This window comes from Halomonas sp. NCCP-2165, assembly GCF_023708045.1.
Classification (GTDB): domain Bacteria; phylum Pseudomonadota; class Gammaproteobacteria; order Pseudomonadales; family Halomonadaceae; genus Bisbaumannia; species Bisbaumannia pacifica.
Genome location: NZ_BRCY01000002.1, coordinates 121,476 through 147,585, shown reverse-complemented (window position 1 = coordinate 147,585; position 26,110 = coordinate 121,476). Strand labels below are relative to the sequence as shown.

The 26,110-nt window shown below is 68.2% G+C and carries 20 protein-coding genes and 4 tRNA genes; 13 read left to right on the top strand and 11 right to left on the bottom strand.

The window, feature by feature from the left end; genetic code table 11:
- The first annotated feature begins 18 nt into the window (after nucleotides 1–18).
- The gene (locus NFU04_RS01705) at nucleotides 19–1,827 is read left to right on the top strand and encodes a gamma-glutamyltransferase family protein (protein ID WP_251307805.1); all 1,809 of its coding nucleotides are present in this window, start codon (nucleotides 19–21) and stop codon (nucleotides 1,825–1,827) included.
- Between the two features lie 143 nt (nucleotides 1,828–1,970).
- Here the strand turns inward: NFU04_RS01705 and NFU04_RS01700 are convergent, their stop codons facing one another.
- The 3 genes from NFU04_RS01700 to acnB all read right to left on the bottom strand — a co-directional run bounded on the left by NFU04_RS01700 (nucleotide 1,971) and on the right by acnB (nucleotide 7,280).
- Nucleotides 1,971–3,842 (bottom strand): glycerophosphodiester phosphodiesterase family protein, encoded by a 1,872-nt coding sequence (locus NFU04_RS01700; RefSeq protein WP_251307804.1) that lies wholly within the window; start codon nucleotides 3,840–3,842, stop codon nucleotides 1,971–1,973.
- 155 nt (nucleotides 3,843–3,997) lie between these two features.
- Nucleotides 3,998–4,486, bottom strand: coding sequence for a ribonuclease E activity regulator RraA (gene rraA, locus NFU04_RS01695; protein WP_251307803.1), 489 nt, complete (start codon nucleotides 4,484–4,486; stop codon nucleotides 3,998–4,000).
- 190 nt (nucleotides 4,487–4,676) lie between these two features.
- On the bottom strand, nucleotides 4,677–7,280 hold the full coding sequence (gene acnB, locus NFU04_RS01690) for a bifunctional aconitate hydratase 2/2-methylisocitrate dehydratase (protein WP_251307802.1): 2,604 nt from the start codon (nucleotides 7,278–7,280) through the stop codon (nucleotides 4,677–4,679).
- A gap of 291 nt (nucleotides 7,281–7,571) precedes the next feature.
- Here acnB and NFU04_RS01685 point away from each other — a divergent pair, with 291 nt between their 5' ends.
- The 3 genes from NFU04_RS01685 (at nucleotide 7,572) to NFU04_RS01675 (ending at nucleotide 12,620) form a co-directional block, all read left to right on the top strand.
- Nucleotides 7,572–8,027, top strand: a complete 456-nt coding sequence (locus NFU04_RS01685; RefSeq protein ID WP_251307801.1) for a DUF1289 domain-containing protein — start codon at nucleotides 7,572–7,574, stop codon at nucleotides 8,025–8,027.
- 2 nt (nucleotides 8,028–8,029) lie between these two features.
- Complete coding sequence (locus NFU04_RS01680; protein ID WP_198056727.1) at nucleotides 8,030–8,668, top strand: MiaE family protein; 639 nt, start codon at nucleotides 8,030–8,032, stop codon at nucleotides 8,666–8,668.
- 61 nt (nucleotides 8,669–8,729) lie between these two features.
- Nucleotides 8,730–12,620, top strand: coding sequence for an AAA family ATPase (locus NFU04_RS01675; RefSeq protein WP_251307800.1), 3,891 nt, complete (start codon nucleotides 8,730–8,732; stop codon nucleotides 12,618–12,620).
- A 64-nt stretch (nucleotides 12,621–12,684) separates the two neighbouring features.
- Here the strand turns inward: NFU04_RS01675 and NFU04_RS01670 are convergent, their stop codons facing one another.
- The 4 genes from NFU04_RS01670 to queC all read right to left on the bottom strand — a co-directional run bounded on the left by NFU04_RS01670 (nucleotide 12,685) and on the right by queC (nucleotide 15,256).
- Nucleotides 12,685–12,954, bottom strand: coding sequence for a YkgJ family cysteine cluster protein (locus tag NFU04_RS01670; protein ID WP_251307799.1), 270 nt, complete (start codon nucleotides 12,952–12,954; stop codon nucleotides 12,685–12,687).
- Nucleotides 12,951–13,796 carry a 6-carboxytetrahydropterin synthase gene (locus NFU04_RS01665; RefSeq protein ID WP_251307798.1) on the bottom strand — a complete coding sequence of 282 codons (846 nt, stop codon included), beginning with the start codon at nucleotides 13,794–13,796 and terminating at the stop codon, nucleotides 12,951–12,953. The genes NFU04_RS01670 and NFU04_RS01665 overlap by 4 nt, the downstream gene beginning before the upstream one ends.
- 105 nt (nucleotides 13,797–13,901) lie before the next feature.
- A complete protein-coding gene (gene queE, locus NFU04_RS01660; protein WP_251307797.1) occupies nucleotides 13,902–14,546 on the bottom strand; it encodes a 7-carboxy-7-deazaguanine synthase in 645 nt (214 codons plus the stop codon).
- Nucleotides 14,546–15,256, bottom strand: coding sequence for a 7-cyano-7-deazaguanine synthase QueC (gene queC, locus NFU04_RS01655; RefSeq protein ID WP_251307796.1), 711 nt, complete (start codon nucleotides 15,254–15,256; stop codon nucleotides 14,546–14,548). Before queC ends, queE begins: the two co-directional genes overlap by 1 nt.
- Before the next feature lie 173 nt (nucleotides 15,257–15,429).
- Here queC and NFU04_RS01650 point away from each other — a divergent pair, with 173 nt between their 5' ends.
- Nucleotides 15,430–15,840: an SRPBCC family protein gene (locus tag NFU04_RS01650; RefSeq protein ID WP_251307795.1), complete on the top strand. Its 411-nt coding sequence runs from the start codon at nucleotides 15,430–15,432 to the stop codon at nucleotides 15,838–15,840.
- 45 nt (nucleotides 15,841–15,885) lie between these two features.
- On the opposite strand, the gene NFU04_RS01645 is transcribed toward NFU04_RS01650, so the two are convergent.
- The 4 genes from NFU04_RS01645 to folD form a co-directional block, all read right to left on the bottom strand.
- On the bottom strand, nucleotides 15,886–16,122 hold the full coding sequence (locus tag NFU04_RS01645) for a DUF2789 domain-containing protein (protein ID WP_146801336.1): 237 nt from the start codon (nucleotides 16,120–16,122) through the stop codon (nucleotides 15,886–15,888).
- Nucleotides 16,123–16,234: 112 nt separating this feature from the next.
- Entirely contained in the window at nucleotides 16,235–17,269 is a 1,035-nt protein-coding gene (locus NFU04_RS01640; RefSeq protein ID WP_251307794.1) for an asparaginase, read from the bottom strand.
- A 198-nt stretch (nucleotides 17,270–17,467) separates the two neighbouring features.
- Nucleotides 17,468–18,193 (bottom strand): 5'-methylthioadenosine/S-adenosylhomocysteine nucleosidase, encoded by a 726-nt coding sequence (gene mtnN, locus NFU04_RS01635; RefSeq protein WP_251307793.1) that lies wholly within the window; start codon nucleotides 18,191–18,193, stop codon nucleotides 17,468–17,470.
- Nucleotides 18,194–18,236: 43 nt separating this feature from the next.
- Nucleotides 18,237–19,109, bottom strand: coding sequence for a bifunctional methylenetetrahydrofolate dehydrogenase/methenyltetrahydrofolate cyclohydrolase FolD (gene folD, locus NFU04_RS01630; RefSeq protein ID WP_251307792.1), 873 nt, complete (start codon nucleotides 19,107–19,109; stop codon nucleotides 18,237–18,239).
- A gap of 196 nt (nucleotides 19,110–19,305) precedes the next feature.
- Here folD and NFU04_RS01625 point away from each other — a divergent pair.
- The 8 genes from NFU04_RS01625 to lon all read left to right on the top strand — a co-directional run bounded on the left by NFU04_RS01625 (nucleotide 19,306) and on the right by lon (nucleotide 25,935).
- Nucleotides 19,306–19,382: transfer RNA gene (locus NFU04_RS01625), tRNA-Pro, on the top strand.
- A 61-nt stretch (nucleotides 19,383–19,443) separates the two neighbouring features.
- Nucleotides 19,444–19,520, top strand: a tRNA-Arg gene (locus NFU04_RS01620).
- Nucleotides 19,521–19,574: 54 nt separating this feature from the next.
- A tRNA-His gene (locus NFU04_RS01615) sits at nucleotides 19,575–19,649 on the top strand.
- A gap of 40 nt (nucleotides 19,650–19,689) precedes the next feature.
- Nucleotides 19,690–19,764 (top strand) — tRNA-His (locus NFU04_RS01610).
- A 219-nt stretch (nucleotides 19,765–19,983) separates the two neighbouring features.
- Nucleotides 19,984–21,342: a trigger factor gene (tig, locus tag NFU04_RS01605; RefSeq protein WP_251307791.1), complete on the top strand. Its 1,359-nt coding sequence runs from the start codon at nucleotides 19,984–19,986 to the stop codon at nucleotides 21,340–21,342.
- A gap of 91 nt (nucleotides 21,343–21,433) precedes the next feature.
- Nucleotides 21,434–22,054, top strand: coding sequence for an ATP-dependent Clp endopeptidase proteolytic subunit ClpP (gene clpP, locus NFU04_RS01600; protein ID WP_251307790.1), 621 nt, complete (start codon nucleotides 21,434–21,436; stop codon nucleotides 22,052–22,054).
- A 76-nt stretch (nucleotides 22,055–22,130) separates the two neighbouring features.
- Nucleotides 22,131–23,411, top strand: a complete 1,281-nt coding sequence (clpX, locus tag NFU04_RS01595) for an ATP-dependent Clp protease ATP-binding subunit ClpX (protein ID WP_251307789.1) — start codon at nucleotides 22,131–22,133, stop codon at nucleotides 23,409–23,411.
- Between the two features lie 118 nt (nucleotides 23,412–23,529).
- Nucleotides 23,530–25,935 (top strand): endopeptidase La, encoded by a 2,406-nt coding sequence (gene lon / locus NFU04_RS01590; protein ID WP_251307788.1) that lies wholly within the window; start codon nucleotides 23,530–23,532, stop codon nucleotides 25,933–25,935.
- Nucleotides 25,936–26,110: the final 175 nt, after the last annotated feature.

The following is a 26,110-nucleotide window of genomic DNA, read 5'->3' as shown; positions in this document are numbered from 1 at the left end:
CAGACAAGGAGTGTTGTGATGGCCATGCGCTTTCCCGCCCGCCGCCTGGTACCGGCGGCGCTGATCCTGTCCCTGACCGCCCCCGCCGCTCAGGCCGATTTTCAGTACGATCTGCCCGCCATCGCCCCGGAAGTCGCCTCCGAGACCGCCGACAAGCCGGGCTGGGCGACCCAGCGCTTCGCGGTGGCCGCCGCCAACCCGCTGGCCACCGACGCCGGCTATCAGGTGCTGCGCGCCGGTGGCTCCGCCCTCGATGCCGCCATCGCCGTGCAGATGGTGCTGACCCTGGTGGAGCCCCAGTCCAGCGGCATCGGCGGCGGCGCCTTCCTGGTCCATCACGATGGCGAGGCGGTGGTGGCCTATGGGGGGCGCGAGACCGCCCCCGCCGCGGTGGACGAGACCCTCTTCCTGGATGCCCAAGGCGAGCCCTTGCCCTTTATGGAGGCCGCCGCCAGCGGCCTCTCGGTGGGGGCACCCGGCACCGTGGCGATGCTCGAGCTGGCCCATAGAGAGCAGGGCCAATTGCCCTGGGCCTCCCTTTTCGAGCCCGCCATCGCCCTGGCGGAGCAGGGCTTTCCGGTGAGCCGACGGCTGCACGACAGCCTGGCGGCGGAGCAGTTCCTGCGCGACGATCCCCTGGCCGGGCCCTTCTACTACCCCGGGGGCGAGCCCCTGGCGGTGGGCGAGACCCTGCGCAACCCGGCCCTGGCGGCCATTCTGCGGGAGATCGCCGCCCACGGCAGCGAGGCCTTGCGGCGGGGTCCCATCGCCGAGGACCTGGTGGCGCGGGTCCAGGGGCACGCCGAGCGTCCCGGCAGCCTCAGCCTGGCGGACCTGGCCGGCTACGAGGCACGCCGCCGGGAGGCGCTGTGCAGCCCCTGGCGCGCCTATCGGGTCTGCGGCTTTCCGCCACCGTCCTCCGGCCACCTGACGGTGATGCAGATCCTCGGCCTGCTCGAGCGGCTGCCGGCGGTGGACCCCCTGGATGCCGAGGGCGTTCCCAGCGAGCCCTGGCTGCATCGGTTCCTGGAGGCCTCGCGGCTGGCCTTCGCCGACCGCAACCGCTATATCGCCGACCCGGACTTCGTGGACGCCCCCGGTGGTGACTGGTCGCTGATGCTCGATCCGGACTACCTGGAGCGTCGCGCCGCGCTGATCACCGAGACCAGCCTGGGCAGCGGCGGCGCCGAGCCGGGGCACCCCGGGGGGCTCACCACCGCCTGGGCGAGCCAGCCGACCCAGCCGGAGTATGGCACCAGCCATATCAGCATCGTCGACGAGGCGGGCAACGCCCTGGCCATGACCACCACCATCGAGTCCGCCTTCGGCTCGCGGATCATGGCCGATGGCGGCACCGGGCTCGCCGGGGGCTACCTGCTGAATAACGAACTTACCGATTTCTCCTTCGCCCCGTCCGGTGCGGCGGGCGTGCCCATCGCCAACCGGGTGGAGCCGGGCAAGCGTCCCCGCTCCAGCATGAGCCCGACCCTGGTCTTCGATGGCGAGAGCGGCGACCTGGTGGCGAGCCTCGGGTCGCCGGGCGGCGCGGCGATCATCCACTACACCGCCAGGTCCCTGGTGGCCATGCTCGACTGGGGGCTGGATGCCCAGCGGGCCCTGGACCTGCCCCATGCCATCACCCTGGGCGGGGCGGTCTACCTGGAGGAGGGACGCTTCCCGGCAGCGACCCGGGAGGGGCTCGCCGAGCGCGGCCATGAGGTCCAGGAGCGGGAGCTGGTCAGCGGCCTGCAGGCGATCCGCGTCACCGAATCGGGGTTCTTCGGCGGTGCCGATCCTCGTCGCGAAGGCATCGTGATGGGTGATTGATGGGGGATTGATGGGCGTTGGTCAGCGACAAGATGATTTCTGGTCGCTGGCGGATACGGTTTGCTTCTAGCTTCTAGCTTCTAGCTTCTAGCTTCTAGCTTCTAGCTTCTAGCTTCTAGCTTCTAGCTTCTAGCTTCTAGCTTCTAGCTGCGTAGCCAGTTGCGCAGCTTGATCAGCAGCAGCTCGCCGTCGCTGAGGGTGTCGCGCTCGGCGAGCAGCGCCGCCAGGCGCTCGGGGCGGTCGGTGATAATGGCGTCCACCCCCAGGTCGATCAGCCGTGACATCCGCGCCGGGTCATTGACCGTCCAGGCATGGATCTCGTAGCCGTGGCGCCGCGCCAGGCGCACCTCGCCGGCGGTGATGCGGTTGTGGCGCAGGCCCAGGGCATCGAAGCCGCGGCGTTCCAGGGTGCCGGGCAGGATCAGCTGGGCGAGCAGGGTGAGACGCAGCCGCGGCTCGCGCTGGGCGATCAGCCGCTGCATCGCCGGCGACTGGGTGGCCAGCCGGGTCTCGGCGATCACGTCGGGGTCACCGCAGCGTGACCACAGCGGCAGGGGCTGCGTCTCGCGGCAGCGGCGGCGCTGCCCGGCCTCCTGGCGCAGGGCCCGCAGCACGCCATCCAGCAGGGCCGCCTCCTGCCCCGGGTCGGGCTTGAGATCGATCATCAGCCCGGCGTGCCCGCGCACCGCGGCCAGCGCCTCCTCCAGGGTGGCGATGCCGAGGCCGGCATGGGCATCGCCGAACCAACTGCCCAGGTCGACGGCCGCGAGCGCCTCGAGGCTCAGCTCGCTCAGCCGGCGCGGGTCGCCGGCCAGGCGGCGCAGGGTCGCGTCATGATAGAGCACGACCCGCTGGTCGGCGGTAAGCCGCACGTCCAGTTCCACCGCGTCGGCGCCGTCGGCGACGGCCCGCTCGATGGCCGGCAGGCTGTTCTCCGGGGCCAGGGCCGAGCTGCCCCGGTGGGCGATAATGGCCACCTCGTCGCGCAGCTCCACTCGGTTGAGCACCAGGCCCGCCTGAACGGCGAGGACGACGATCACCGCCACTTCCAGCAGCCAGGCCAGGCGCTCCGGGTGAGCCCCGTGGCGAGGCAGGCGCAGGCGCGTAGGCTCCAGGCGCATCAGCAGGGCGCCGGAGAGCAGGCTATTGGCGGCCAGGCCCAGGAAGGTCAGCGCCAGGGTCAGCAGCAGGTAACCGAGCAGGTAGAGCAGCATGGCCGGAACCAGCAGGGCCGCGTGCTCCGGGACCCGAGACAGCAGGGGGGTGAAGAGCCGATCGTAGCCCCAGCTGCTCAAGGGCGGCAGCAGCAGGATCAGCGCCAGCAGGCTCAGCAGCAGCAGGGCGATGCGCCCCAGGTGGCCGTGGGTCAGCCGCCAGCTGCGTCCGAGTGCCTGGCGCGGCGTGTCGTCCTCCAGTACCAGGGCCGGCAGGGCCAGGCTCCAGCGCAGGTAGAGACCGGCGGCCAGGATGGCCCAGCTCAGCGTCGGCAGCAGGGCGGTGGCGACGAAGGCCCAGAGGGCAGGGGGCCGGCCATGCTGCACATAGTAGGGGTCCAGGTCGCCGAGGAAGTGCGCGTAGAGCAGCGCCACCACCAGGGCGAAGGGGGCGAGCAGCAGCAGGTGGGCGCCGACCTGGAGGCTCGCCAGGCCGGCCAGCCTCGGCAGCCGCCAGAAGACCCGACCCAGGGCCTCGAAGGCGCGCCGATAACGGTTGCCCTGGGGACTGACCGCCACCAGCAGGAAGCCGGCCTGCTGCAGGTAGAGCATCACGAAGGTCAGGGCCAGGGTGGCCAGCAGCCAGAGGCCGCCGGGGGCGCTGGTCAGGGCGCCGAGCAGGTCACTGGTGGCGATCACCGGCCGCCCCAGCCGTCCCAGCAGGGTGGCCAGGCTCCAGGCGATGGCCGGCAGCAGCACCAGGGAGGCGAGCAGGGTAAAGGCGAGGTGATAGGCGAGCAGGGGGCGCCGGTGATCGATCAGCGCCCGCAGCACATCCTTGACGAGGGTAGCTATCCGCATAGGGCCTCGTGTTTACCGCCATGCCTCGAGCCTGCCATCGGGGGGCGCCCTTGGCAATCCAGCCTTTCAAGGGGCCTGCAGGCGCCACGGGCACATAACCATAAAAAACCGCCGCGGCCAGGCCGCGACGGTTTTCTGTGGGCGATGCTTGAGGCTCAGTCCTCCAGGGGCAGCTCGGCCTCGGCCACCAGGATGCCGTTGTTGTCGGCATAGAGCCACTGCCCGGGGGCGAGGGTCACGCCGGCGAAGGTGACCGGGATATCGCGGCTACCTTCGCCGCGCTTCTCGCTCTTGCGCGGATGGGCGCCGAGGGCCTGGATACCCAGCTCGGTCTCCGCCAGCACGTCCACGTCGCGCACGCAGCCGTACATCACCACGCCGGCCCAGCCGTTGTCGGCGGCCTGTTCGGCGAGCATATCGCCGAGCATGGCGCAGCGGCTGGAGCCGCCGGCATCCACCACCAGCACCGCGCCCTCGCCGGGCTCGGCCACCGCCTGCTTGACCAGGGAGTTGTCCTCGAAGCACTTGACGGTGCGGATGGGGCCATGGAAGGCCTCCCGGCCGCCGAAGTTGACGAACAGCGGGTCGAGCACCCGAACCTCGGGATGGGCGTCGCAGATATCCGGGGTAACGATCTGGGGCATGGGGCGTCTCCTTGCGATGTGAGTCGAAACGGCATGATGGTAAAGAAAAACGCCCCGCACGAGGCGGGGCGTTTCGGTCATCGGCTCTGCCCTAGGGCATGCGATATGGCGAGCATCGGAGTCGATGAGGCGCCGGCGAGGGGAGGGCCTCGGGCCTCCCGCCCACCGGCGTCGGTGTCCCGGGCGGCGCTTAGGCCTCCTGGGTCACCGGAATCACGTTCGAGGCGGCCTTCTGGTACTCCTCGATCTCGTGGAAGTTCATGTAGCGATAGATCTCGCCGGAGAGGGCATCGAACTCGCTCATGTACCCCTGGTACTCCTCGACGCTGGGCAGGCGGCCCGCTACGGCGGCCACGGCGGCCAGCTCCGCGGAGGCCAGGAAGACGTCGGCGCCGTCGCCCAGGCGGTTGGGGAAGTTACGGGTCGAGGTGGAGACCACGGTGGACTTCGGCGCCACCCGGGCCTGGTTGCCCATGCACAGCGAGCAGCCGGGCATCTCCATGCGCGCCCCGGCGCGACCGTAGATGCCGTAGTAGCCCTCTTCGGTGAGCTGGTGCTGGTCCATCTTGGTGGGCGGCGCCAGCCACAGGCGGGTCTTCAGGCTGCCCGCGGGCTGCTTCTCGAGCAGCTTGCCGGCGGCACGGAAGTGGCCAATGTTGGTCATGCAGGAGCCGATGAACACCTCATCGATCTGCTGGCCGGCCACATCAGACAGCAGGCGGGCGTCGTCCGGGTCGTTGGGGGCGCAGAGGATCGGCTCCCGGATCTCGTCCAGGTCGATCTCGATCACCTCGGCGTACTCGGCGTCCTGGTCGGCGCGCATCAGGCTCGGGTTGGCCAGCCACTCTTCCATGGCCTGGATGCGACGCTCGATGGTGCGCACGTCGCCGTAACCGTTGCCGATCATCCACTTGAGCAGGGTGATATTGGACTTCAGGTACTCGGCAACGCTCTCTTCGCTCAGGGTGATGGTGCAGCCGGCGGCGCTGCGCTCGGCGGAGGCGTCGGAGAGTTCGAAGGCCTGCTCCACGGTGAGGTCCTCGAGGCCCTCGATCTCCAGCACGCGGCCGGAGAAGGCGTTCTTCTTGCCGGACTTCTCGACGGTCAGCAGGCCCTGCTGGATGCCGTAGTAGGGGATGGCGTGGACCAGGTCACGCAGGGTGACGCCGGGCTGACGCTTGCCCTTGAAGCGCACCAGCACGGATTCCGGCATATCCAGCGGCATCACGCCGGTGGCGGCGGCGAAGGCCACCAGGCCGGAGCCCGCCGGGAAGGAGATGCCCATCGGGAAGCGGGTGTGGGAGTCGCCGCCGGTGCCCACGGTGTCGGGCAGCAGCATGCGGTTCAGCCAGGAGTGGATGATGCCGTCGCCGGGACGCAGGGAGACGCCGCCGCGGTTCATGATGAAGTCGGGCAGGGTGTGGTGAGTCTCCACGTCCACCGGCTTGGGGTAGGCGCTGGTGTGGCAGAAGGACTGCATCACCAGGTCGGCCTGGAAGCCCAGGCAGGCCAGGTCCTTGAGCTCGTCACGGGTCATCGGACCGGTGGTGTCCTGGGAGCCCACGGTGGTCATCTTCGGCTCGCAGTACATGCCCGGACGCACGCCGTCCAGGCCGCAGGCCTTGCCGACCATCTTCTGGGCCAGGGTGAAGCCGCGGCCGGTGTCGGCGGGCTGCTCGGGCAGGCGGAAGACCTCGGACTGGGGCAGGCCGAGGGACTCGCGGGCCTTGCCGGTCAGGCCGCGACCGATGATCAGCGGGATGCGGCCGCCGGCGCGCACCTCGTCGAGGATCAGCTGGGTCTTGAGCTCGAAGGTGGTCAGCACCTCGTCGGTGCCGTGCTTGCAGACCTTGCCTTCATACGGGTAGACGTCGATGACATCGCCCATTTCGAGCTGGGAGACGTCCATCTCCACCGGCAGGGCGCCGGAGTCTTCCATGGTGTTGAAGAAGATCGGGGCGATCTTGCCGCCGAAGCAGAAGCCGCCGGCGCGCTTGTTGGGCACGTTGGGGATGTCATCGCCGAAGAACCACAGCACCGAGTTGGTGGCGGACTTGCGCGAGGAGCCGGTGCCCACCACGTCGCCGACGTAGGCGACCGGGAAGCCCTTGGCCTTGACCGCTTCGATCTGCTGGAGCGGACCGGTGGAGCCGGGCACTTCCGGGCTGATGCCGTCGCGCTCGTTCTTGAGCATGGCGCGGGCATGCAGCGGAATATCGGGGCGCGACCAGGCGTCCGGGGCGGGGGAGAGGTCGTCGGTGTTGGTCTCGCCGGGAACCTTGAAGACGCTGAGGGTGATCTTCTCTTCCAGGGCCGGCTTGGAGAGGAACCATTCGGCGTCGGCCCAGGACTGCAGGACCTCCTTGGCCACGGCGTTGCCCGCCTTGGCGCGCTCTTCCACGTCGTGGAAGGCATCGAACATCAGCAGGGTGTGCTTGAGCTGTTCGCCGACTTCCTTGGCCAGGTCGGCGTCGTCGAGCAGCTCGACCAGGGAGGCGATGTTGTAGCCGCCCTGCATGGTGCCCAGCAGCTTGACCGCGTGGATGCGGTCGATCAGCGGGGACTCGGCCTCGCCCTTGGCGATGGCGGTCAGGAACCCGGCCTTGACGTAGGCGGCCTCATCGACGCCCGGGGGCACGCGATCGGTGATCAGCTCGAGGATGAACTCTTCTTCGCCGGCGGGCGGTGCCTTGAGCAGCTCCACCAGGGCGGCGACCTGCTCGGCGTTCAGCGGTTTCGGCGGGACGCCTTCCTGGGCGCGTTCCTCGACATGTTGGCGATATGCTTCAAGCACGATTGGGCCCTCATCAAGTTGCTTTGCCAGGGCGTTGAGCCGGCCGTCCCGGGCCTTGACGGCCTCTGCGGGGGGCGGCGACGGGTCAGGATGCGTCGCCCTGGAGCCTGTGGTAACCGTGGTTCAGGTGAGGCGGATTCTACGGGAAACTGTCGACAATGTTAAGCGAGCCCCCCTGCCGCGGGCCTCGTACTTTGGTCGGCGGCTGCCCTCGGGGTCGCCGGGGGAGTGTCCCGCGGGGCCGCCGACGGGTAAGATGCTCGGGCTCGGATCGACCTATCGAGGAAGCCCATGTCTCAGCGAATCGGCACCCCCTGTGTGGGGGTCTGTTCCACCACCGTCGGCGATACTGTGTGCCGGGGCTGCCAGCGCCATCTGGACGAGATCCGCGACTGGCTCGGCTACGACGAGGCCGAGCGCCGCCGGCGCATCGACGAGCTCGACGCCCTGAGGGTCGCGGTCGCCGCCCGCTTCCTGGCGGTGAGCGACGCGGCCCTGCTGGAAACCCAACTGGTGCGGCACCGCATCCGGGTGCGCCCGGAGCAACCGCCGCTGTCCCGCGCCGTGGAACTGCTGCGCGTGGGCCGCGAGCGTATCCAGGAGCTCTCCCGCTATGGCCTGGTGCGCCAGGGCGATGGCCTGGACCTGACGCCGGCGCGGCTCTTCGCGCGCCTCAACGAGGCCCTCGGCCAGGCGGCCCGGGCGCGGGTCGATCCCTCCCTTACCGATAGCCAGTATTCAGGATGACCATGCAAGACAGCCTTACGGCCCTGTTGCCCCCGGACCTGCTCTCCTTCCTGCGCTGCCCCACGCCCCAGGCCTGGGTCGAGGCGGCGTTAGTCAATCAGGAGGTGCTGTTGATCGATCATGCCCAGTGCGAGAAGAAGGCGGCCTCCACCGCCATGAGCCTGATGTACCGCTACGTGGATCGTCCCCTGCTGCTGACCAAGATGTCGCAGCTGGCCCGGGAGGAGCTGCTGCACTTCGAGCAGGTGGTCAAGCTGATGGAGTCCCGGGGCATCGTCTATCGTCACCTCAGCGCCTCCCGCTATGCCGAGGGGCTGCGCCGTCACCTGCGCGGCGAGGACCCGCTGCGCCTGGTGGACCTGCTGATCGTGGGCGCCCTGATCGAGGCGCGTAGCTGCGAGCGCTTCGCCTGCCTGATCCCGCGGCTGGACACCGAGCTTGCCAAGTTCTACCGCAGTCTGGTTAAGTCGGAAGGGCGTCACTACGAGGATTACTTGATGCTGGCGCGGCTCGTCGCCGAAGAGGCGGGGGACGAGGCGGTGGAAGCACGGATAGCCTTCCTCGCCGACTGCGAGGCGCGCCTGATCGAGGCCCCGGACGGTGACTTCCGCTTTCATAGCGGTGTCCCCGAGGCGGCCTGAGATCCAGGGAACCGACGGCAAGGCGCTTGCCGATGACACAATAAACGCGGGAACGAAGACGATGCGGGATCCATCCGTCGATGAGCGACTGACACTGCTCGGCCATTTCTCACTGAGCCTGGGCGAGGACACCTTGACCCAGTTCAGCTACGACAAGGTCAAGGGGTTGATGGTCTACCTGCTGCTCCACGAACAGCCGGTCAACCGCTCCACCCTGGCCGAACTGCTGTGGCCCGACCAGGGGCTCTCCTCCGGGCGCACCAACCTGCGCCATGCCCTGCACTGCCTGCGCCAGTCGCTGGGCGAGCAGGCCGAGCGGGTGCTGGTGGTGTCACGCCAGACCATCGCCTTCCAGCTTCCCGAGGATTGGCGTTTCGACCTCCACGAGCTCCAGGCGTTGCTGCGCGAGCCGCCGGATATCGACACCCTGGAGGCGCTCCTGGCGCTCTATCAGGGCGATCTGGTGGAGGAGTTGCAGCTCTCCGCCTGCGCCGAGTTCCAGCGCTGGCTGCTGCGGGTGCGCAACGAGTGGCGCCAGCGGGTGATCGCCTTCGCCGAGGCGGTGCTGGAGGCCCATGGCGAGCTGCCCGAGTCGCTGCTGCGCGACCTGGTGAGCCGCTTCTCCGGCTATGGTCCCTTCCATGAGCGGCTGGTGCGCCAGCTGGCGGAGCAGGGCCAGGCGGCGGCCGCCCACGAGCAATACAATGCCTACCTGCAGCTGCTGGCGCTCTCCGGCCAGCAGCCGGAGCCCACCTTCCTGCAGCTGGCCCGCTACTGGTCCGACGGCCAGACCGAGATCCAGCGCCTCTCGCCCCAGGGCGCCTTCTCCCGGGCCCTGGCCCTGGACAGCGCGCCGCTGCGCGACGACGAGATCGAGCAGCGGCAGCTGTCGGTGATGGCCATTCGCCTGAGCCTGGAGGAGGACCTCTCCGCCCGGGACGCCACCCACGCCAGCCTGGCCCTGCAGATCGAGCTGATGCGCTGGCTGGAGCAGCAGTGTCACCACCTGGGCGGCTTCTGGTTGCCCGGCGCCACCGGCGGCCTGGGCCTGGCCTGCTTCGGCACCCATGGGCCGGCGCACCAGCTGGCCGAGCTGGTGGCCCTCTACGAGCATTGCCGCAAGGCGCTGCCCGAGGAGAGCGCGCGTCACTGGGGCGGGGAGGGCGGCGTGCCGCGCTTCACCCTGGCGGCGGGCCTCAACAGCGGCCGGGTGGTCTATCTGCCGGAGCGCCAACTGGCCGACCCCCTGGGGCAGGTCACCCAGAAGGCCCTGGCGCTGATGAGTGCCGCCGAGGGCGGCGAGCTGGTGATCTCCCAGGAGGCCAGCCAGCATATGCCGCCGGCCCTGGACCTGCAGCCGCGCCTCTCCTCGCGGCTGGTGGCCTGCGATGGCAAGGTGCGCCTGCGGGCCCTGGTGCTGGGCACCAACGAGGGCGGCCGCGAGGCGCTGCCGCCCAGCCTGGTGGGGCGCGAGGCGTCGCTGCGCAAGCTCCGCGATGCCCTGGCCCGGGCCGGGATCGGCCTGCGCCAGAGCGTGCTGGTGCGCGGCGCCTCGGGCATGGGCAAGTCGGCGCTGCTGGTGGGCTTCCGTCAGCTCGAGCAGAGCCGCGACACCGCCATCTGCTGGCAACCCACCACCCGCCTCTCGGTGCACGCCCCCTACGGGGTGGCCCGCCAGCTGCTGCGCTGGCACCTGGGCGGCGAAGTGGACGAGGCGCGCCTGGAACGCCTGCTGGAGGACTACCCGGGGCTGGCGGACTCCCCGGAGCGGCGGCAATTGCTGGAGGAGGCGCTGGGCATTCGCGAGCCCGCCGAGGTGGCGGTGCTGGCCCAGAGCGGCGAGGCCCTGGAGCTGGTCGTGCAGCTGCTCCAGGCGCTGGTGGAGACCCTCACCGCCCGGCGCACCCTGGTCTTGATGATCGACGATATTCAATGGCTGGACGAGCCCTCCTTCAAGGTGCTCTCCAGCCTGCAGGCACGGCTGCCGATCAACTGTCCGCTGCTGCTGGTGGCCAGTCACCATGGTCGCGAGTCGCTGCCGGCGCGGCTGCACTGGGATCAGCAACTGAGCCTGGGGCGCCTGGACGCCCTGCAGTCGTCGCGGCTGCTGTCGCAGCTGGCGCGGCGCTACCGGCTGCATCTGAGCCCGCGGCTGCGCAGCCAGCTGATCGAGCGCTGCGACGGCGTGCCCCTCTATCTCCAGGAGATCTGCCGGCGCCTGGACATGGATCGCCGCGAGGGGCGTAGCGTCCAGCTCGATGACCTGCCCCAGGGCCTGCTGGGCCTGCTGGCCGGGCGCATCGATCAGCTCGATGCCGAGCGCGAGGTGGCCCATGTGGCGGCGGTGCTGGGGCGCCAGTTCCGCGTCGACCTGCTCGCCGAATGCAGCGGCTGGTCCGGCGAGCGCCTCAAGCGGGCCATCGAGCAGATGATTCGCCTGGAGATCATCGAGGCCTGCCCGACCGGGGGCGAGTACGAATACCAGTTCAGCCATCAGCTGCTCCAGGAGGCCGCCTACCTCTCCTGCCCGCGGGACGTGAGGGTGGCGATCCACGGCCAGGTGGTGACCCTGATCGAGGAGCGTTTCCCGATGTGGATCAGTCGCCACCCCGGCGACTTCGCCACCCATCTGCGGCGCAGCGGCCATTACGCCCGGGGCGCCCGCTACTTCGAGCTGGCCGCCCGGGAGGCCCTCAAGGTGAGTGCCAACCGCACCGCCCTGCGCATGGCCGACGCCGGCCTGGCCAGCCTGCGCCATGTGGAGGGGCAGCAGGAGCGGGAGGTGAGCCTGCTGACGGTGCGCGGCCAGGCGGCCTTCGCCCTGGAGGGGCACGGTTCGCCCACCGCCCACGACAGCTTCGTGCGTGCCCAGGAGCTGCTGCCGCCGCGGGGCGACGAGGAGGAGTCCGACGACCTGGAGCAGCGCTTTTTGGTCAAGTGGGGCCTCTGGGTCGGCTGCAGCCAGCGCCATGCCCATGCCGATGCCTTCTCCCTGGCCGCCAAGCTGGCCACCCTGGCGGACGAGCTGGAGGATCCCCGTTATCGGCGCCTGGCCGACTACGCCCGGGCCCATTGCGAGTACTGGGCGGGGCGTATCCGGCAGGCCTATGACCACCTGGAGGAGATCGATCCCCTCAATGCGCCGATGCTGATCGAGTGGCTGCCGTTCTCCGACCATCCCCAGGTGGCGGCGGCCTGCTTCCAGGGCTGGGCGCTCTGCCTGCGCGGCGACTATCAGCGCGCCGAGCAGCAGGCGGAGGCGGCGATCCGCCTCGCCGAGGGCTTCAATCACCCGGGCTCCCTGGCCATGGCGCTGCTCTTCTCGGCGGCCATGTACCGTCAACTGGGACATGTTCACCTGGCCGGGATGCGCGCCCAGCGGGCCTTCGAGCTGACCGGCACCCCGGACCTGCACCTGTGGCAGATGTCGGCCCAGGGCATGCTCGGCTGGCAGCGGGCCCTGGCCGGTGATCGGGAGGGGCTGGCCCTGCTCGAGGCGGGCATGGAGGAGTTCGACGAGGTCACCGGCCGCGATCGCTACCAGCGCCCGGTGCTGTGGTTCGTGGATGCCTGCGTGGCCCTGGGGGAGCTGACCCGCGCCGAGGATTACCTGGATCAGTGCCTGCTGATCGCCCAGGAGCGGACCTCGCTCTATGTGCCGGAGCTGGCCATCCAGCTGGCGCGGGTGCGCCACCAGTTGGGGCGCCCGGGCCAGGAGGTGCGTCTGCTGGTGGAGCAGGCGCTGCGTCAGGCCGCCCTGCACGAGAACCTGCATCAGCAGCTCAATGCCCTGGAGCTGTGGCTGACCCTGGTGGATCCCCAGGATGGCCAGGCCCGCGAGCGGTTCCGGCGACTGCTCGGCGAGGTCTCGCCCAGCGATGCCCCGGTGCTGGTGCGCTGGCGCATGCTGCTCGATCAGCGCCAGGAGCAGACCGCGCGCCTGGAGTCCTGATTCCCTCCGCGCCAACGACTCGGGCCCCGGCACTGCCGGGGCCCGAGTCGTTTCAAGGGGGAGCTTAGGTCATGGCCTCCAGCTCGCGGATCCGTATCAGGGCCTGGTCGCGGTGCTCACCGCACAGCTCGGCGTCGAAGGCGAAGCGCTCGCATACCGCCGGGCGTCGCGGGTCGCCGAAGAGTCGACACAGGTTGGCCTCGTCGAGCTGCACGCAGCGCACCCCGGCGGGTTTGCCCCGGGGCATGCCGGGAATCGGCGAGCTGATGGAGGGCGCGATGCAGCAGGCGCCGCAGCCGGGGCGGCAGCCCGCCTCGTCCTGGCGTTCGGTCATGGGGTGCCGGCCTCGGCGAAGGCGCCCTTGCCGATGCCCTCGAAGGCCTGGACCCGAATGCGCCCGCCCTCGGCGGCGGCGATCTCCTCGGCGAGCCACAGGGCGATGCGCTCCACCGTGGTCTGGCTGGGCAGCACCCGGCAGCGCTCGGCGGGCAGGCGCAGGCGAAACTCCCCCTGGGGGGCCCGGTAGGCGCAGGTGAGGTGGCGCGGGTCGTCGTCGGGATCGCCCACCAGGTCGTCGCCGTCGACCAGATAGCTGTCCGCCAGGTGCGCGGCCCAGCGAGCCTCCAGCTCCGGGGCGCGGCGGCCGTTGCGCCAGATATGCAGCCGCGAGCGGTGCCCGTGGGCGATGCGCTGGCAGTTGCCGGTGTGCTGGCGCAGGCCATGGCTGTAGGTGTAGGCGGCGCCGTCGATGGCCTCGTCGCGCAGGGTCAGGCGGATGGCCGAGACCCGTGGCGGCGGGCGGCGCATCAGCTCGCCGGCCAGGTGTTCGGCCAGGGCCTCCCGGCGCACCTCGGCCCAGGGCAGCAGGGTAAAGGCCTGGCGCGGGGCGCGCAGCTCCAGGGGGTAGGGGGCGCGGGTGGTCAGGCGCAGCCCCTCGCGACACTCCTGGATCGTCACCCCCGGGGCCCGGGTCGGCACCAGCAGGGTGTGGTCGGCGCCATCATCCAGGCGCGACTTGATCCACGGCTTGACCTCGCCGAAGTCGAACAGCATGCCGTCCTCGCCCAGCTCGCCGTCCAGCTCCGCGTCCACCGCCCAGCTGATGCCGATCAGGCCGCGGCGGGGGCACCAGAGGGAGGCGTCCAGATGGGTCAGGTTATCGACGAACAGGCTCATCGGTCGCCCTCCGCGATCGTGGTCAGGGTCTGCATCATCCGTCGATCCCCGCGATGGTGCTGAGGGTCTGCAGTATATGGCCGGTGCCACTGTCGAGTGGGTTCATCAATCGATCCCCGCGATCTTGTGAGTCTGCAGCGACAGGTGCCACTGGGGGTGGGCGAGGCAGTAGTCGACGCAGGCGCCGAGGGTGGTGCCGGTCCCGCCGCCTGGGGTCAGGTCCATGGGCTGCAGGCAGAAGTGGGCGAAGTCTAGGGCCTGGAAACGTTCCGGCGGTGCCTCCGCCTGGGGGTAGACGAGTTTCAGCTCGTCACCGCCGTCGACCGCCAGTTCGGCGCGGCCCTTGGGGCTGACGCAGAGCCAGTCGATGCCCGGCGGCGGCACCAGGGTGCCATTGGTCTCCACCGCCACCTCGAAGCCGAGGCGCTGCATGGCCTGGATCAGCGAGGCGTCGAGCTGCAGCAGGGGTTCGCCGCCGGTGAAGACCACATAGGGGGTGGCCACGCCCCGGGAGTCGGGCCAGAGGGCGCAGAGGTGGGCGGCCAGGGCCTCGGCGTCGGCGAAGCGGCCGCCGTTCTGGCCATCGCTGCCGATAAAGTCGGTGTCGCAGAAGCGGCAGACGCTGGTGTCGCGATCCGCCTCGCGCCCCGACCAGAGGTTGCAGCCGCTGAAGCGGCAGAAGACGCTGGCGCGGCCGGCCCGGGCACCTTCCCCCTGCAGCGAGTAGAAGGCCTCCTTGACGTGGTACATCAGCGGCCTCCCGCCAGGTCGGGGCGCGGGCTATCGGCCGCATAGGCCAGGGGGTCGACCACCCCATTGGCGGCGAAGGCGGCCAGGCGCTCGCGACAGCTGCCGCAGCGCCCGCAGGCCAGGGCCTCGCCCCGATAGCAGGTCCAGGTGTCGGCATAATCCAGGCCCAGGGCCAGGCCCGCGGCGAGGATCTCGGCCTTGTTGTGGTGCAGGAAGGGCACCGTCAGGCGCAGCGGCGCGAAGTCGCATACCTCGGCGGCGGCCTGCATGCGGCGCACGAATTCGGGCCGGCAGTCCGGGTAGAGGTCGTGATCGCCGCCATGGGCGCCGTAGCGCACTTCCTCGGCGCCGATATTGATCGCCTTGGCCAGGGCCAGGGAGAGCAGGATCATGTTGCGGTTGGGCACCACGGTGGCGGCCAGGTTGTCGGCGGCGTAGTCGCCCTCCGGCAGGGGCTGGGCGGTATCGGTAAGCGCCGAGGCATCCACCAGGCCATGGATGGCACGCAGGTCCACCACCTGATGGGGCACGTCCAGGGCCTGGCAGACGCGCCGCGCGGTATCGAGTTCGCGATGATGGCGCTGGCCATAGTCGACGGAGAGGGCGTGAACCTCGAGGCCCTCGGCCAGGGCCTGGTGCAGCACGGTAAAGGAGTCCATGCCGCCGGAATAGATGATCACGGCGCGCCGGCCGCGGGAGGGAGTCGTCATAGGGGGTTCCTGTCGGAGAATTTGTCCTGCCCCGCCCATGGCGGGGGGTGTCCGGGATCCGGTCCGGAAGGCGCTAGTCTAGGGAAGCCTTGACCGTTTGGCCAGTGGGCTGGTCAAGGCGTCCGGGGGTGGTTACTCTCGAAGCACCTCTCCCGGTGACGCAAGGACTCGCCATGGCCAGCATCGAACACAGCGCCGTCTTGCCGGCCCCTCCGGAGCGGGTCTTCGCCCTGCTGGAGCGGGTCGAGGACTTCGCCGACTATTCCGACCTGATCGATTCCATCGAGGCCCTGGGGGAGGGGCGCTACCGCTGGCATGTGCGGGCCGTGGGCATGGAGTGGGCCTTCCTGGTGGTGATCACCGAGCGCCAGGCGCCCAGCCGACTGGCCTGGGAGTCCATCGAGGGGGTGCGCAACCAGGGCTGCTATCGGCTCAGGCCGGTGGCCGAGGGGACCGAAGTGACCCTGAGTCTCGATTACGAGATCAAGAATCGCCTGGTGGCCAGGGCGGTGCACCGGGCGGCCCAGCCGCTGGTGGCCAGGGTCAGTCGCCAGATCCTCGAGCGGGTCGAGGCGCGGCTCTAGCGCCGGCGGTGCCTGGCTCCGCGGGAGCCGCGGCGGGCGTCACGCTCAGGGCTTGCGCAGCGAGGCGTCCAGGTGGTCGACCACCTCGGCCCAGTCGGCATCGTCCTCCAGGGCGTTGCGCAGCAGCTCCGCCTGGGACGGGCTCCAGAAGCTGGCCTCATGCAGTGCCACGCTTTCCGGCAGGGGCGCATGGCGCTGGATAAAGGCCTCGATGGCCTCGGCATCCGAGGCCAGGCCGAGCTGCTCGAAGAGTTCGCTGAAGTGATGTACCGGCTGTTCCATGAGGGTCTCCTATGGCGGGGTTTCCCCCAACCATAGTCACTGGGAAGGCCTTTTGCCGCCTCCAAGGCGAAGTCCGAAAACCGGCCGCGCTCGCCGGCTTTTCAGGCAAGGCCTAACGTTCCCCCACCAAGGCGCTGCGAAAGCGCTCCCGGCGCTGGGCCTCGTCGAGGGGCTGGGCCAGCAGGTGAACCAGCTTGGTCAGCGCCGCCTCCGGGGTCATGTCATCGCCGGAGAGCACCCCTGCATCGATCAGGCCCTGGCCCGCCGCATAGCTGCCGATCTCGATGGCACCGTAGGGGCACTGGCTGATGGCCACCAGCAGTTGACCGCGACCGCTGGCTTCGGCCAACACCTCGAGCAGCGCCGGGTCCGAGGGCACATTGCCGCCGCCCCATACCTCCAGCAGGGCGCCCTTGACGCCGGGGGCCTCGAGCCAGGCCGCGACCTGGCGGGCGGGGATCCCCGGCCACAGGGTGAGGCGGACCACCGGGGCGTCCCCCAGGGCGCGATAGTCGGCGAGCTCGAAACGCGGCGCACCGCGCTGCTGCTCGTCCAGGCCGCGCCCCGGATAGAGCACCGGCTCGCCCTCCACCAGTTCCCCCAGCAGCGGGTAGTTGGGGCTGATAAAGGCGTCCGCGTCCCGGGTGTGCCACTTACGGCTGCGCACACCGCGCAGCAGCTTGCCGGCGAAGGCGATGGCGACCTCCTGGAGCTCGGCTCGGGCGGCGAAGCGCAAGGCGGCTTCGACATTGCCCAGGGCATCGCTGCCGGGGGCCTCCAGAGGCCGCATGGCACCGCTGACCACCACCGGCCGGGCGATTCCCTGGAGCTGGTAGGCCAGGCTGCTGGCGGTCCAGGCCAGGGTGTCGGTGCCGTGCAGTACCACCAGGCCGCCGGCCTGATCCTGGCATTCGGCCAGGCGCCGTCCCAGGGCCTGCCAGTCGGCGGGCGTGGCGGCACTGGAGTCGATGGGCTCCGGGGTGGCCTCGAAGACGAAGTCGGGCAGGCTGGCGCGCCGCGCCGGGGGCAGGGTCTCCAGGGCGCGGCGCAGGCGTGCCTCGACGTCACGCCCCGGGGTCAGGCCCTGGGGACTCGATTCCATGCCCAGGGTGCCGCCGGTATAGATGACGCGAAGCGGGGATGGCATAAGGGCTCCTGTCGAATAGGCGAAGGCGCATGATACCGCAAGCGCTCAGCGCGAGGCTCGCCAGTGCGGCTAGCAGCGAGCGTGACATGCGGGGCTGCGGTCAGCTTTCTATACAATCTATGTACATAAAACCTTTTCTGCAACGAAAAGCGCCGAGCCCAAGGGGGGTCGGCGCGGCGCTGGCTCGCGGGTGTGGCCTCAGGCGTCGGCGGTGGCCTCGGTGGGGGTGGCCAGGCGGCGCACCATGGCCTCCACCATCTGGGCGGAGTGAGTCGCGGCCTGATCGATAAAGGCCGTGAAGCTGAGGTTGGACTCCTTGCCGGCGATGTCCGAGAGGGCGCGGATCACCACGAAGGGGCAGCCATAGAGGTGGCAGGTCTGGGCGATGGCGGCGGCCTCCATCTCGGCGGCCAGCATGGTGGGGAAGCGCTCCCGGGTCTGGCTGACCGCCTCGGGGCAGGCCATGAAGCTGTCGCCGGTGGCGATCAGTCCCTCGACCACGCGCAGTCCGCCCATCTCTTGGATGCATTCCCGGGCCACCTGGACCAGTCGCGGGTCGGGCAGGTAGGCCGCGGGCATGCGCGGGACCTGGCCGGGCTCGTAGCCGAACACCTCGACGTTGACGTCGTGGTGACGCACCTCGGAGGAGATCACCACGTCGCCGACATCCAGGTCGGCGCCGAAGCCGCCGGCGGAGCCGGTATTGATGATCGCCTCGGGCTGGTAGCTGTCCAGCAGCAGGGTGGTGCCCACGGCGGCATTCACCTTGCCGATGCCGGATTGCAGGATCACCACCTCGACGCCGTGCAGGCGGCCGGAATAGAAGGTGCAGCCGACCTGTTGGCGGCTTTCCATGCCCTCCAGTCGGGAGGTGAGAAGGGCAACTTCTTCCGGCATGGCGCCGATGATGCCAATACGTTTCATCTGGGCTCTGCTCTTCGCTGAATCGTTGGGGGCGGATTCTACCTCAAGCGTCCTGGCGCTGCATGGCGTCGTGGAGCTCGGCGGCAAACAGGGTGTTCTCCAGCAGGGAGGCCACCGTCATGGGGCCGACGCCGCCGGGCACCGGGGTGATATGGCTGGCGCGCTCGGCGGCGGGGGCGAACTCCACGTCGCCGACCAGGCTGCCATCTTCCCGACGGTTGATGCCCACGTCGATAACGATGGCGCCTTCCTTGACCCACTCGCCCTTGACCAGGCCCGGCTTGCCGACGGCCACCACCAGCAGGTCGGCGCGGCGCACCTGGGCTTCCAGGTCCTGGGTGAAGCGGTGGCAGATGGTGGTGGTGCAGCCGGCCAGCATCAGCTCCAGGGCCATGGGGCGGCCGACGATATTGGAGGCGCCGACGATGGTGGCATCCAGGCCGCGCACCTTGAGGCCGCTCTCCTGAAGCAGGGTCATCACGCCCTTGGGGGTGCAGGGGCGCAGCACCGGCAGGCGCTGGGCCAGGCGGCCCAGGTTGTAGGGGTGAAAGCCGTCGACGTCCTTGTGGGGGAGGATGCGCTCGAGGATGGGGCGCGGGTCCAGGTGGTCGGGGAGGGGCAACTGGATCAGGATGCCGTCCACGCCGTCGTCGGCGTTGAGGCGGTCGACCAGGGCTTCCAGGTCGGCCTGGGTGGTGTCCGCCGGCAGTTCATGGCGCAGCGAGAGCAGTCCCGCTTCCTCGCAGGCGCGATGCTTGTTACGCACATACACGGCCGAAGCCGGGTCTTCGCCCACCAGAACCACCGCCAGGCCGGGAATGCGCTCGCCGGCCTGGCGCCGAGCCTCTACCTGACGGGCGACTTGTTGGCGAACGTGAGCGGCAATGGCCTTGCCATCGATCAGTTGTGCGGTCATCGACGATTCCCCTGGAAGCAATGGACACCGCCGGCGGCGGCGAGATCTGGGCGGTGATTTTCGCATGAGCCGGCCGCGAGTCAAAGCGCCTTGATCGAGTCGATTGCGACAGATGCTTGACCAGCAAGGAAAGATCCGTAGAATACGCCACGCACTGACGAGCTCACGGGGTCGTCAAGGCCGTGCGACAAGCCGGCGGGGTGTAGCGCAGTCTGGTAGCGCGCCTGCTTTGGGAGCAGGATGTCGGGGGTTCGAATCCCTCCACCCCGACCAATGGCAACTCATTGATTTTATTGAAATATGGGTTGCAGGCAGGAGTGTGAGGCCGTACAATGCGCCCATAGCTCAACCGGATAGAGCAACGGCCTTCTAAGCCGTGGGTTGCAGGTTCGAGTCCTGCTGGGCGCGCCACCCTGCGATGCAGGAGTGCAGAGTGGGTCCGGTGGGTCGCGATAGGCGAATATGGTGGATGTAGCTCAGTGGTAGAGCCCCGGATTGTGGCTCCGGTGGTCGTGGGTTCGATCCCCATCATCCACCCCATTTCGTCGTCGGTTGTGCAGTAAGTTGTGGTTTGGCAGTGGTGGATGTAGCTCAGTGGTAGAGCCCCGGATTGTGGCTCCGGTGGTCGTGGGTTCGATCCCCATCATCCACCCCATTGCCTCCGAATTTCATAAAGGCGCCGGCATCTTGCCGGCGCTTTTGCGTTTCTGCCGCCGCCGTTCGGTGGTTCGGTCATTTTCCCCTTGTGATCCTCGTGTATCGTCCCCATCTTACGGGCATGGCGCTTGCCAGCGCGCACCGGGCTTCTTAGAATCAGCCCTTTGATCTTTCAATGCATTCGTAACGAACGCCCCCAGTCGGTAGAGGATAATTCATGCAAGTTTCCGTCGAGACGACCTCCAGCATCGAGCGCCGCGTCAAGGTTCAGGTTCCCGCGGCCGAGGTCGACCAGGCCGTGGCGGCGCGCCTTCAGGACACCGCCAAGAACGTGCGCCTCAACGGCTTCCGCCAGGGCAAGGTGCCGATGGCCGTGGTGCGCCAGCGCTTCGGCGGTCAGGTGCGCAACGAGGTGGTGGGCGAGCTGATGCGCGAGCGCTACGTCCAGGCGATCACCCAGGAGAGCCTGAACCCGGCGGGCTACCCGGCCATCGAGCCCACCGTCAACGAGTCCGGCAAGGACCTGGAGTTCGTGGCCACCCTGGAGATCTACCCCGAGATCGAGCTCAAGGGCATCGAGGGCACCGAGGTGGAGCGCCCCCAGGTCGAGATCACCGACGCCGACGTCGAGCAGATGATCGACACCCTGCGCAAGCAGAACGCTGGCTGGGCCGAGGTCGAGCGTGCCGCCGCCGACGGCGACCAGGTCACCATCGACTTCCAGGGCTTCCTGGGTGACGAGCCCTTCGAGGGCGGCAGCGCCGAAGGTCACCAGCTGGTGCTGGGCTCCAACAGTTTCATCCCCGGTTTCGAAGCACAGCTCGAGGGCGCCAAGGCCGGTGAAGAGAAGGAGATCAAGGTCACCTTCCCCGAAGACTACCAGGCCGAGCACCTGGCCGGTCAGGAAGCCACCTTCAAGGTCAAGGTCCACGCCGTCAGCGGCCAGGAACTGCCCGAGGTGAATGAGGAATTCATCAAGCAGTTCGGGGTCGAAGAGGGTGGCGTCGAGGCCTTCCAGGCCGAGGTGCGCAAGAACATGACCCGCGAGGCCGCCCAGGCCGTCGAGAATCGCGTCAAGCAGCAGGTGCTGGAAGCCCTCAAGCAGGCCAACGAGATCGAGGTGCCCCAGGCGCTGATCCAGCAGGAGACCGATGGCCTCAAGCGCCAGGCGGCCCAGCAGTTCGGCCTGGGCGAGGACTTCGATGTCTCCCAGCTGCCCAACGAGCTGTTCGCCGATCAGGCCAAGAGCCGTGTGCAGGTGGGCCTGCTGCTGGCCGAGGTGGTCAAGGTCAATGAACTCGACGCCAGCGACGACGAGATCAAGGCCAAGGTCGAGGAGCTGGCCGAGCAGTATCAGGATCCACAGCAGGTGGTCGACTACTACCTGGGCAACGACCAGCTCAAGGGCCAGGTCAAGTCCGGCCTGCTGGAAGAGAAGGCCGTGGAGCTGCTGCTCGGCCAGGCCAAGGTCGAGGACGTGACGATGTCCTACGAACAGGCCCTGGCCGCCGCCAACCAGCAGCCCGGCGACGATGCCGAGGCCGACGCCGAAGAGGATGCCGACGCCAAGGCGTAAGGCAGGGGACGCCGACCTCGCGGTCGGCGCTTCCGAGGGACGGGACCCGGCAAGCGTCGGGGGCACTTACCGGAAGAAGGACGCCACAGCGATGGGCAACGACTTCGAGATCAAGAATGCCGGCGGCCTGGTGCCGATGGTGGTTGAGCAGAGTGCACGGGGCGAGCGCGCCTACGATATCTACTCGCGACTGCTCAAGGAGCGTGTGATCTTCCTGGTGGGCCCGGTGGAAGACTACATGGCCAACCTGGTGGTGGCGCAGCTGCTGTTCCTGGAGTCGGAGAATCCCGATAAGGATATCCACCTCTATATCAACTCGCCGGGTGGTTCGGTGACCGCCGGGATGTCGATCTACGACACCATGCAGTTCGTCAAGCCCGACGTCTCCACCGTCTGTATCGGCCAGGCCGCCAGCATGGGCGCCCTGCTGCTGGCCGGTGGGGCCGCCGGCAAGCGCTACTGCCTGCCCAACTCGCGGATGATGATCCATCAGCCGCTGGGCGGCTACCAGGGGCAGGCGTCGGATATCGAGATCCATACCAAGGAGATCCTCAGTATCCGTCACAAGCTCAATCAGATCCTCGCCCACCATACCGGTCAGGATATCGATACCATCGCCAAGGACACCGATCGTGACAACTTCATGAACGGCGCCCAGGCGGCGGAGTATGGCCTGATCGATGCCGTGCTGGATAAGCGTCCGGACTCCTGATAGCGTGATCTGAAGCGCATCCACGACATGCAATTTCCGGCGGCCCGCGGGCCGCCGTTCATCAAGAGGTACGCGAATGGCCGACGGCAAAGGCAAGGACGAGGGCAGCAAGCTGCTTTATTGCTCGTTCTGCGGCAAGAATCAGAACGAAGTGCGTAAGCTGATCGCGGGCCCGTCCGTCTACATCTGCGACGAGTGTGTCGATCTGTGCAACGACATCATTCGTGAAGAGGTTCTCGAGGCCGATGCGGAGAGCGAGGAGGATCGCCTGCCGGCGCCCCGCGAGATCCGTCATACCCTCGATGATTACGTGATCGGCCAGGATCGCGCCAAGATGGTGCTGTCGGTGGCGGTCTATAACCACTACAAGCGCCTGCGGGCCGGGGTCAAGGGCGACGACGTCGAACTCGGCAAGTCCAATATCCTGCTGATCGGCCCCACCGGCAGCGGCAAGACCCTGCTCGCCGAGACCCTGGCGCGGCTGCTCAACGTGCCCTTCACCATCGCCGATGCCACCACCCTCACCGAGGCGGGTTATGTCGGCGAGGACGTGGAGAACATCATCCAGAAGCTGCTGCAGAAGTGCGACTACGATGTGGACAAGGCGCAGCGCGGCATCGTCTACATCGACGAGATCGACAAGATTTCGCGCAAGTCGGACAACCCCTCCATCACCCGCGACGTGTCCGGTGAAGGGGTGCAGCAGGCCCTGCTCAAACTGATCGAGGGCACCACCGCCTCGGTGCCGCCCCAGGGCGGTCGCAAGCATCCCCAGCAGGAGTTCCTGCAGGTGGATACCGGCAATATCCTGTTTATCGTCGGCGGCGCCTTCGCCGGCCTCGACAAGGTGATCCGCGACCGGGCCGAGAAGGGGGGGATCGGGTTCAACGCCGAGGTCAAGAGCAAGGACGAGAGCAAGGGCGTCGGTGATGTGTTGGCCGATGTGGAGCCGGAGGACCTGGTCAAGTTCGGCCTGATCCCCGAGTTCGTCGGTCGCCTGCCGGTGATCGCCACCCTGACCGAGCTCACCGAGGATGCCCTGATTCAGATCCTCACCGAGCCCAAGAACTCCCTGATCAAGCAGTATGCCAAGCTGTTCGAGATGGAGGGGGTCGAACTGGAGTTCCGCGAGGACGCCCTGCGGGCGGTGGCCGCCAAGGCCATGGCGCGCAAGACCGGGGCCCGCGGGCTGCGCTCGATTCTCGAGGCGGTGCTGCTCGACACCATGTACGAGATTCCCTCCCTGGAGGGCGTCACTCAGGTGGTGATCGACGCCTCGGTCATCGCCGGCGAGAGCGAGCCCCTGTTGATCTACTCCCAGCAGGATGAAGGCAAGGTCGCCGGCAAGGACGGCTAGGCGCCTGCCCGCCTCATGGGGCCGCCCCGGCGGCCCTTTTTTGTGGGCGGCGCTTGCAAAGCGCCCGGCTCGCCCCCATCACCTGACCAATCCCTTCGAGTTTTGAGGAAAGTCTGCGATGCAGCAGAATGCCGAACAGACCCTGAGTCTGCCCTTGTTGCCCCTGCGCGATGTGGTCGTCTACCCGCAGATGGTCATTCCGCTGTTCGTGGGCCGCGAGAAATCGATCCTGGCCCTGGAGGCCGCCATGGCCGCCGACAAGCGCGTGCTGCTGGTGGCACAGCGCGAGGCGGGCCAGGACGACCCCGATCGCAACGACCTCTTCGCCGTGGGCACCGTGGCGGAGATCATGCAGCTGCTCAAGCTCCCCGACGGTACCGTCAAGGTGCTGATCGAGGGCGAATCCCGCGCCGACGTGACGCGTCTCGACGAGGTCGATGGCTACACCCGCGGCGAGGTGCGCCTGCGTGAGAGCGAGCCACTTTCCGAGCGGGAGCAGGACTCCCTGGTGCGGGTGCTGCTCAACCAGTTCGAGCAGTACGTCAAGCTCTCCAAGAAGGTCCCCAACGAGGTGCTCAACTCCCTGGCCGGCATCGAGGACCCCAGCCGGTTGGTGGATACCATCTGCGCTCACCTGTCGCTGAAGATCGGCGACAAGCAGGAGCTGCTGGAGATGGATCGCGTGCGCGATCGCATCGAACACCTGATGGCCCTGATCGAGGCGGAGATCGACCTGCTGCAGGTCGAGAAGCGCATTCGCTCCCGGGTCAAGGACCAGATGGAGAAGTCGCAGCGGGAGTACTACCTCAACGAGCAGATGAAGGCCATCCAGAAGGAGATGGGCGAGCTCGAGAACGTGCCCAACGAGGCGGAGAAGTACGAGACGGCGATCCAGGAATCCGGCATGCCCAAGGAGGCCGCCGAGAAGGCGACCCAGGAACTCGGCAAGCTGAAGATGATGGCGCCCAACTCCGCCGAGGCCACGGTGGTACGCTCCTACCTGGACTGGCTGATCTCGGTGCCCTGGAAGAAGCGCACCCGGGTCAAGCATGACCTGGTGCGCGCCGCCGAGGTGCTGGACGCCGACCACTACGGCCTGGAGGAGGTCAAGGAGCGGATCCTCGAGTACCTGGCGGTGCAGAAGCGGGTCAAGAAGCTCAAGGGGCCGGTGCTCTGCCTGGTGGGGCCGCCCGGGGTGGGCAAGACCTCCCTGGGGCAGTCCATCGCCCGGGCCACCAACCGCAAGTACGTGCGCCTGGCCCTGGGCGGGGTGCGCGACGAGTCGGAGATTCGTGGTCACCGGCGCACCTATATCGGCTCCCTGCCCGGCAAGCTGATCCAGCGCATGAGCAAGGCCGAGGTCAAGAACCCGCTCTTCCTCCTCGATGAGGTGGACAAGATCGGCATGGATCACCGCGGCGACCCCGCCTCGGCGCTGCTCGAGGTGCTCGACCCGGAGCAGAACGACAAGTTCAGCGATCACTACCTGGAGCTGGATTATGACCTCTCCGAGGTGATGTTCATCTGCACCGCCAACTCCATGAACATCCCCGGGCCCTTGCTGGACCGCATGGAGATCATTCGTCTGCCCGGCTACACCGAAGACGAGAAGCTGGCCATCGCCAAGCGTTACCTGGTGCCCAAGCAGCTCAAGGCCAATGGCTTCAAGGAGGACGAGCTGAGCCTCGCCGACGATGCCATCCTCGAGCTGATTCGCTACTACAGCCGCGAGGCCGGGGTGCGCGAGCTGGAGCGGCAGATCGCCAAGGTGTGCCGCAAGGTGCTGCGCGAGTGCCTCGAGGCAGAGGCCAAGGAGGGCGCCCAGGCGGCCCGCGAGCTCAAGGCCGCCGATATCGAGCATTATGCCGGGGTGCGGCGCTACAGCTATGGGCTGGCCGACCAGGAGAACCAGGTGGGGCGGGTTACCGGCCTGGCCTGGACCTCGGTGGGCGGCGAGCTGCTGAATATCGAGTCGGTGGTCACCCCGGGCAAGGGGCGTCTCAACAAGACCGGTTCGCTGGGCGATGTGATGAAGGAGTCGGTCAGCGCCGCCCTGACGGTGGTGCGCTCCCGGGCCCAGGCCCTGGGCATCGACCCGGAGCGCTTCGAGAAGGAAGACCTGCATATTCATGTGCCGGAGGGGGCGACCCCCAAGGACGGCCCAAGCGCCGGTATCGCCATGGTCACCGCCATGGTCTCCGCCTTCAGCGAACGCCCGGTGCGCTGCGACCTGGCGATGACCGGCGAGGTCAACCTGCGCGGCGAGGTGCTGCCCATCGGCGGCCTCAAGGAGAAATTGCTGGCCGCCCGGCGCGGTGGTATAAAGATTGTGCTAATACCAGAGGAGAACCGGCGCGACCTCAAGGAGGTCCCGGACAATATCAAGGAAGCCCTGGATATCAGGCCCGTGCGTTGGATCGATGAGGTTCTCGATACGGCACTGGTGGAAAAGGCAGATGTCGACGGCGAGAAAAAACGCCCCGATGACCCGACATCTTCCCGTTCGGTGGTTAGTACTCATTAAGGTGGTTTTTTGCATCATGGTGGGCAGAAAAGCCCGCCATATGCGCGCTAGCGCTAGAGGTTGCTTGACAGGTCTTTCGCCGCATTGCTATAAAAAGCGCCTTGCTGTGATCGCGTAAGCTGCCTCGAGCCAGCGCTGCCACATGTCAATTTTTGCAATATTCAAGGGGTGAAGT

Bases quoted from the DNA above. Each gene is read 5' to 3' on its own strand.
- tig (WP_251307791.1), top strand. From the start codon at position 19,984: ATGCAAGTTTCCGTCGAGACGACCTCCAGCATCGAGCGCCGCGTCAAG.
- folD (WP_251307792.1), bottom strand. From the start codon at position 19,109: ATGACCGCACAACTGATCGATGGCAAGGCCATTGCCGCTCACGTTCGC.
- queC (WP_251307796.1), bottom strand. From the start codon at position 15,256: ATGACGACTCCCTCCCGCGGCCGGCGCGCCGTGATCATCTATTCCGGC.
- NFU04_RS01645 (WP_146801336.1), bottom strand. From the start codon at position 16,122: ATGGAACAGCCGGTACATCACTTCAGCGAACTCTTCGAGCAGCTCGGC.
- NFU04_RS01705 (WP_251307805.1), top strand. From the start codon at position 19: ATGGCCATGCGCTTTCCCGCCCGCCGCCTGGTACCGGCGGCGCTGATC.
- NFU04_RS01680 (WP_198056727.1), top strand. From the start codon at position 8,030: ATGCAAGACAGCCTTACGGCCCTGTTGCCCCCGGACCTGCTCTCCTTC.
- mtnN (WP_251307793.1), bottom strand. From the start codon at position 18,193: ATGAAACGTATTGGCATCATCGGCGCCATGCCGGAAGAAGTTGCCCTT.
- clpX (WP_251307789.1), top strand. From the start codon at position 22,131: ATGGCCGACGGCAAAGGCAAGGACGAGGGCAGCAAGCTGCTTTATTGC.
- NFU04_RS01670 (WP_251307799.1), bottom strand. From the start codon at position 12,954: ATGACCGAACGCCAGGACGAGGCGGGCTGCCGCCCCGGCTGCGGCGCC.
- NFU04_RS01640 (WP_251307794.1), bottom strand. From the start codon at position 17,269: ATGCCATCCCCGCTTCGCGTCATCTATACCGGCGGCACCCTGGGCATG.
- queE (WP_251307797.1), bottom strand. From the start codon at position 14,546: ATGTACCACGTCAAGGAGGCCTTCTACTCGCTGCAGGGGGAAGGTGCC.
- NFU04_RS01650 (WP_251307795.1), top strand. From the start codon at position 15,430: ATGGCCAGCATCGAACACAGCGCCGTCTTGCCGGCCCCTCCGGAGCGG.
- NFU04_RS01685 (WP_251307801.1), top strand. From the start codon at position 7,572: ATGTCTCAGCGAATCGGCACCCCCTGTGTGGGGGTCTGTTCCACCACC.
- NFU04_RS01665 (WP_251307798.1), bottom strand. From the start codon at position 13,796: ATGAGCCTGTTCGTCGATAACCTGACCCATCTGGACGCCTCCCTCTGG.
- lon (WP_251307788.1), top strand. From the start codon at position 23,530: ATGCAGCAGAATGCCGAACAGACCCTGAGTCTGCCCTTGTTGCCCCTG.
- NFU04_RS01675 (WP_251307800.1), top strand. From the start codon at position 8,730: ATGCGGGATCCATCCGTCGATGAGCGACTGACACTGCTCGGCCATTTC.
- NFU04_RS01700 (WP_251307804.1), bottom strand. From the start codon at position 3,842: ATGCGGATAGCTACCCTCGTCAAGGATGTGCTGCGGGCGCTGATCGAT.
- clpP (WP_251307790.1), top strand. From the start codon at position 21,434: ATGGGCAACGACTTCGAGATCAAGAATGCCGGCGGCCTGGTGCCGATG.
- rraA (WP_251307803.1), bottom strand. From the start codon at position 4,486: ATGCCCCAGATCGTTACCCCGGATATCTGCGACGCCCATCCCGAGGTT.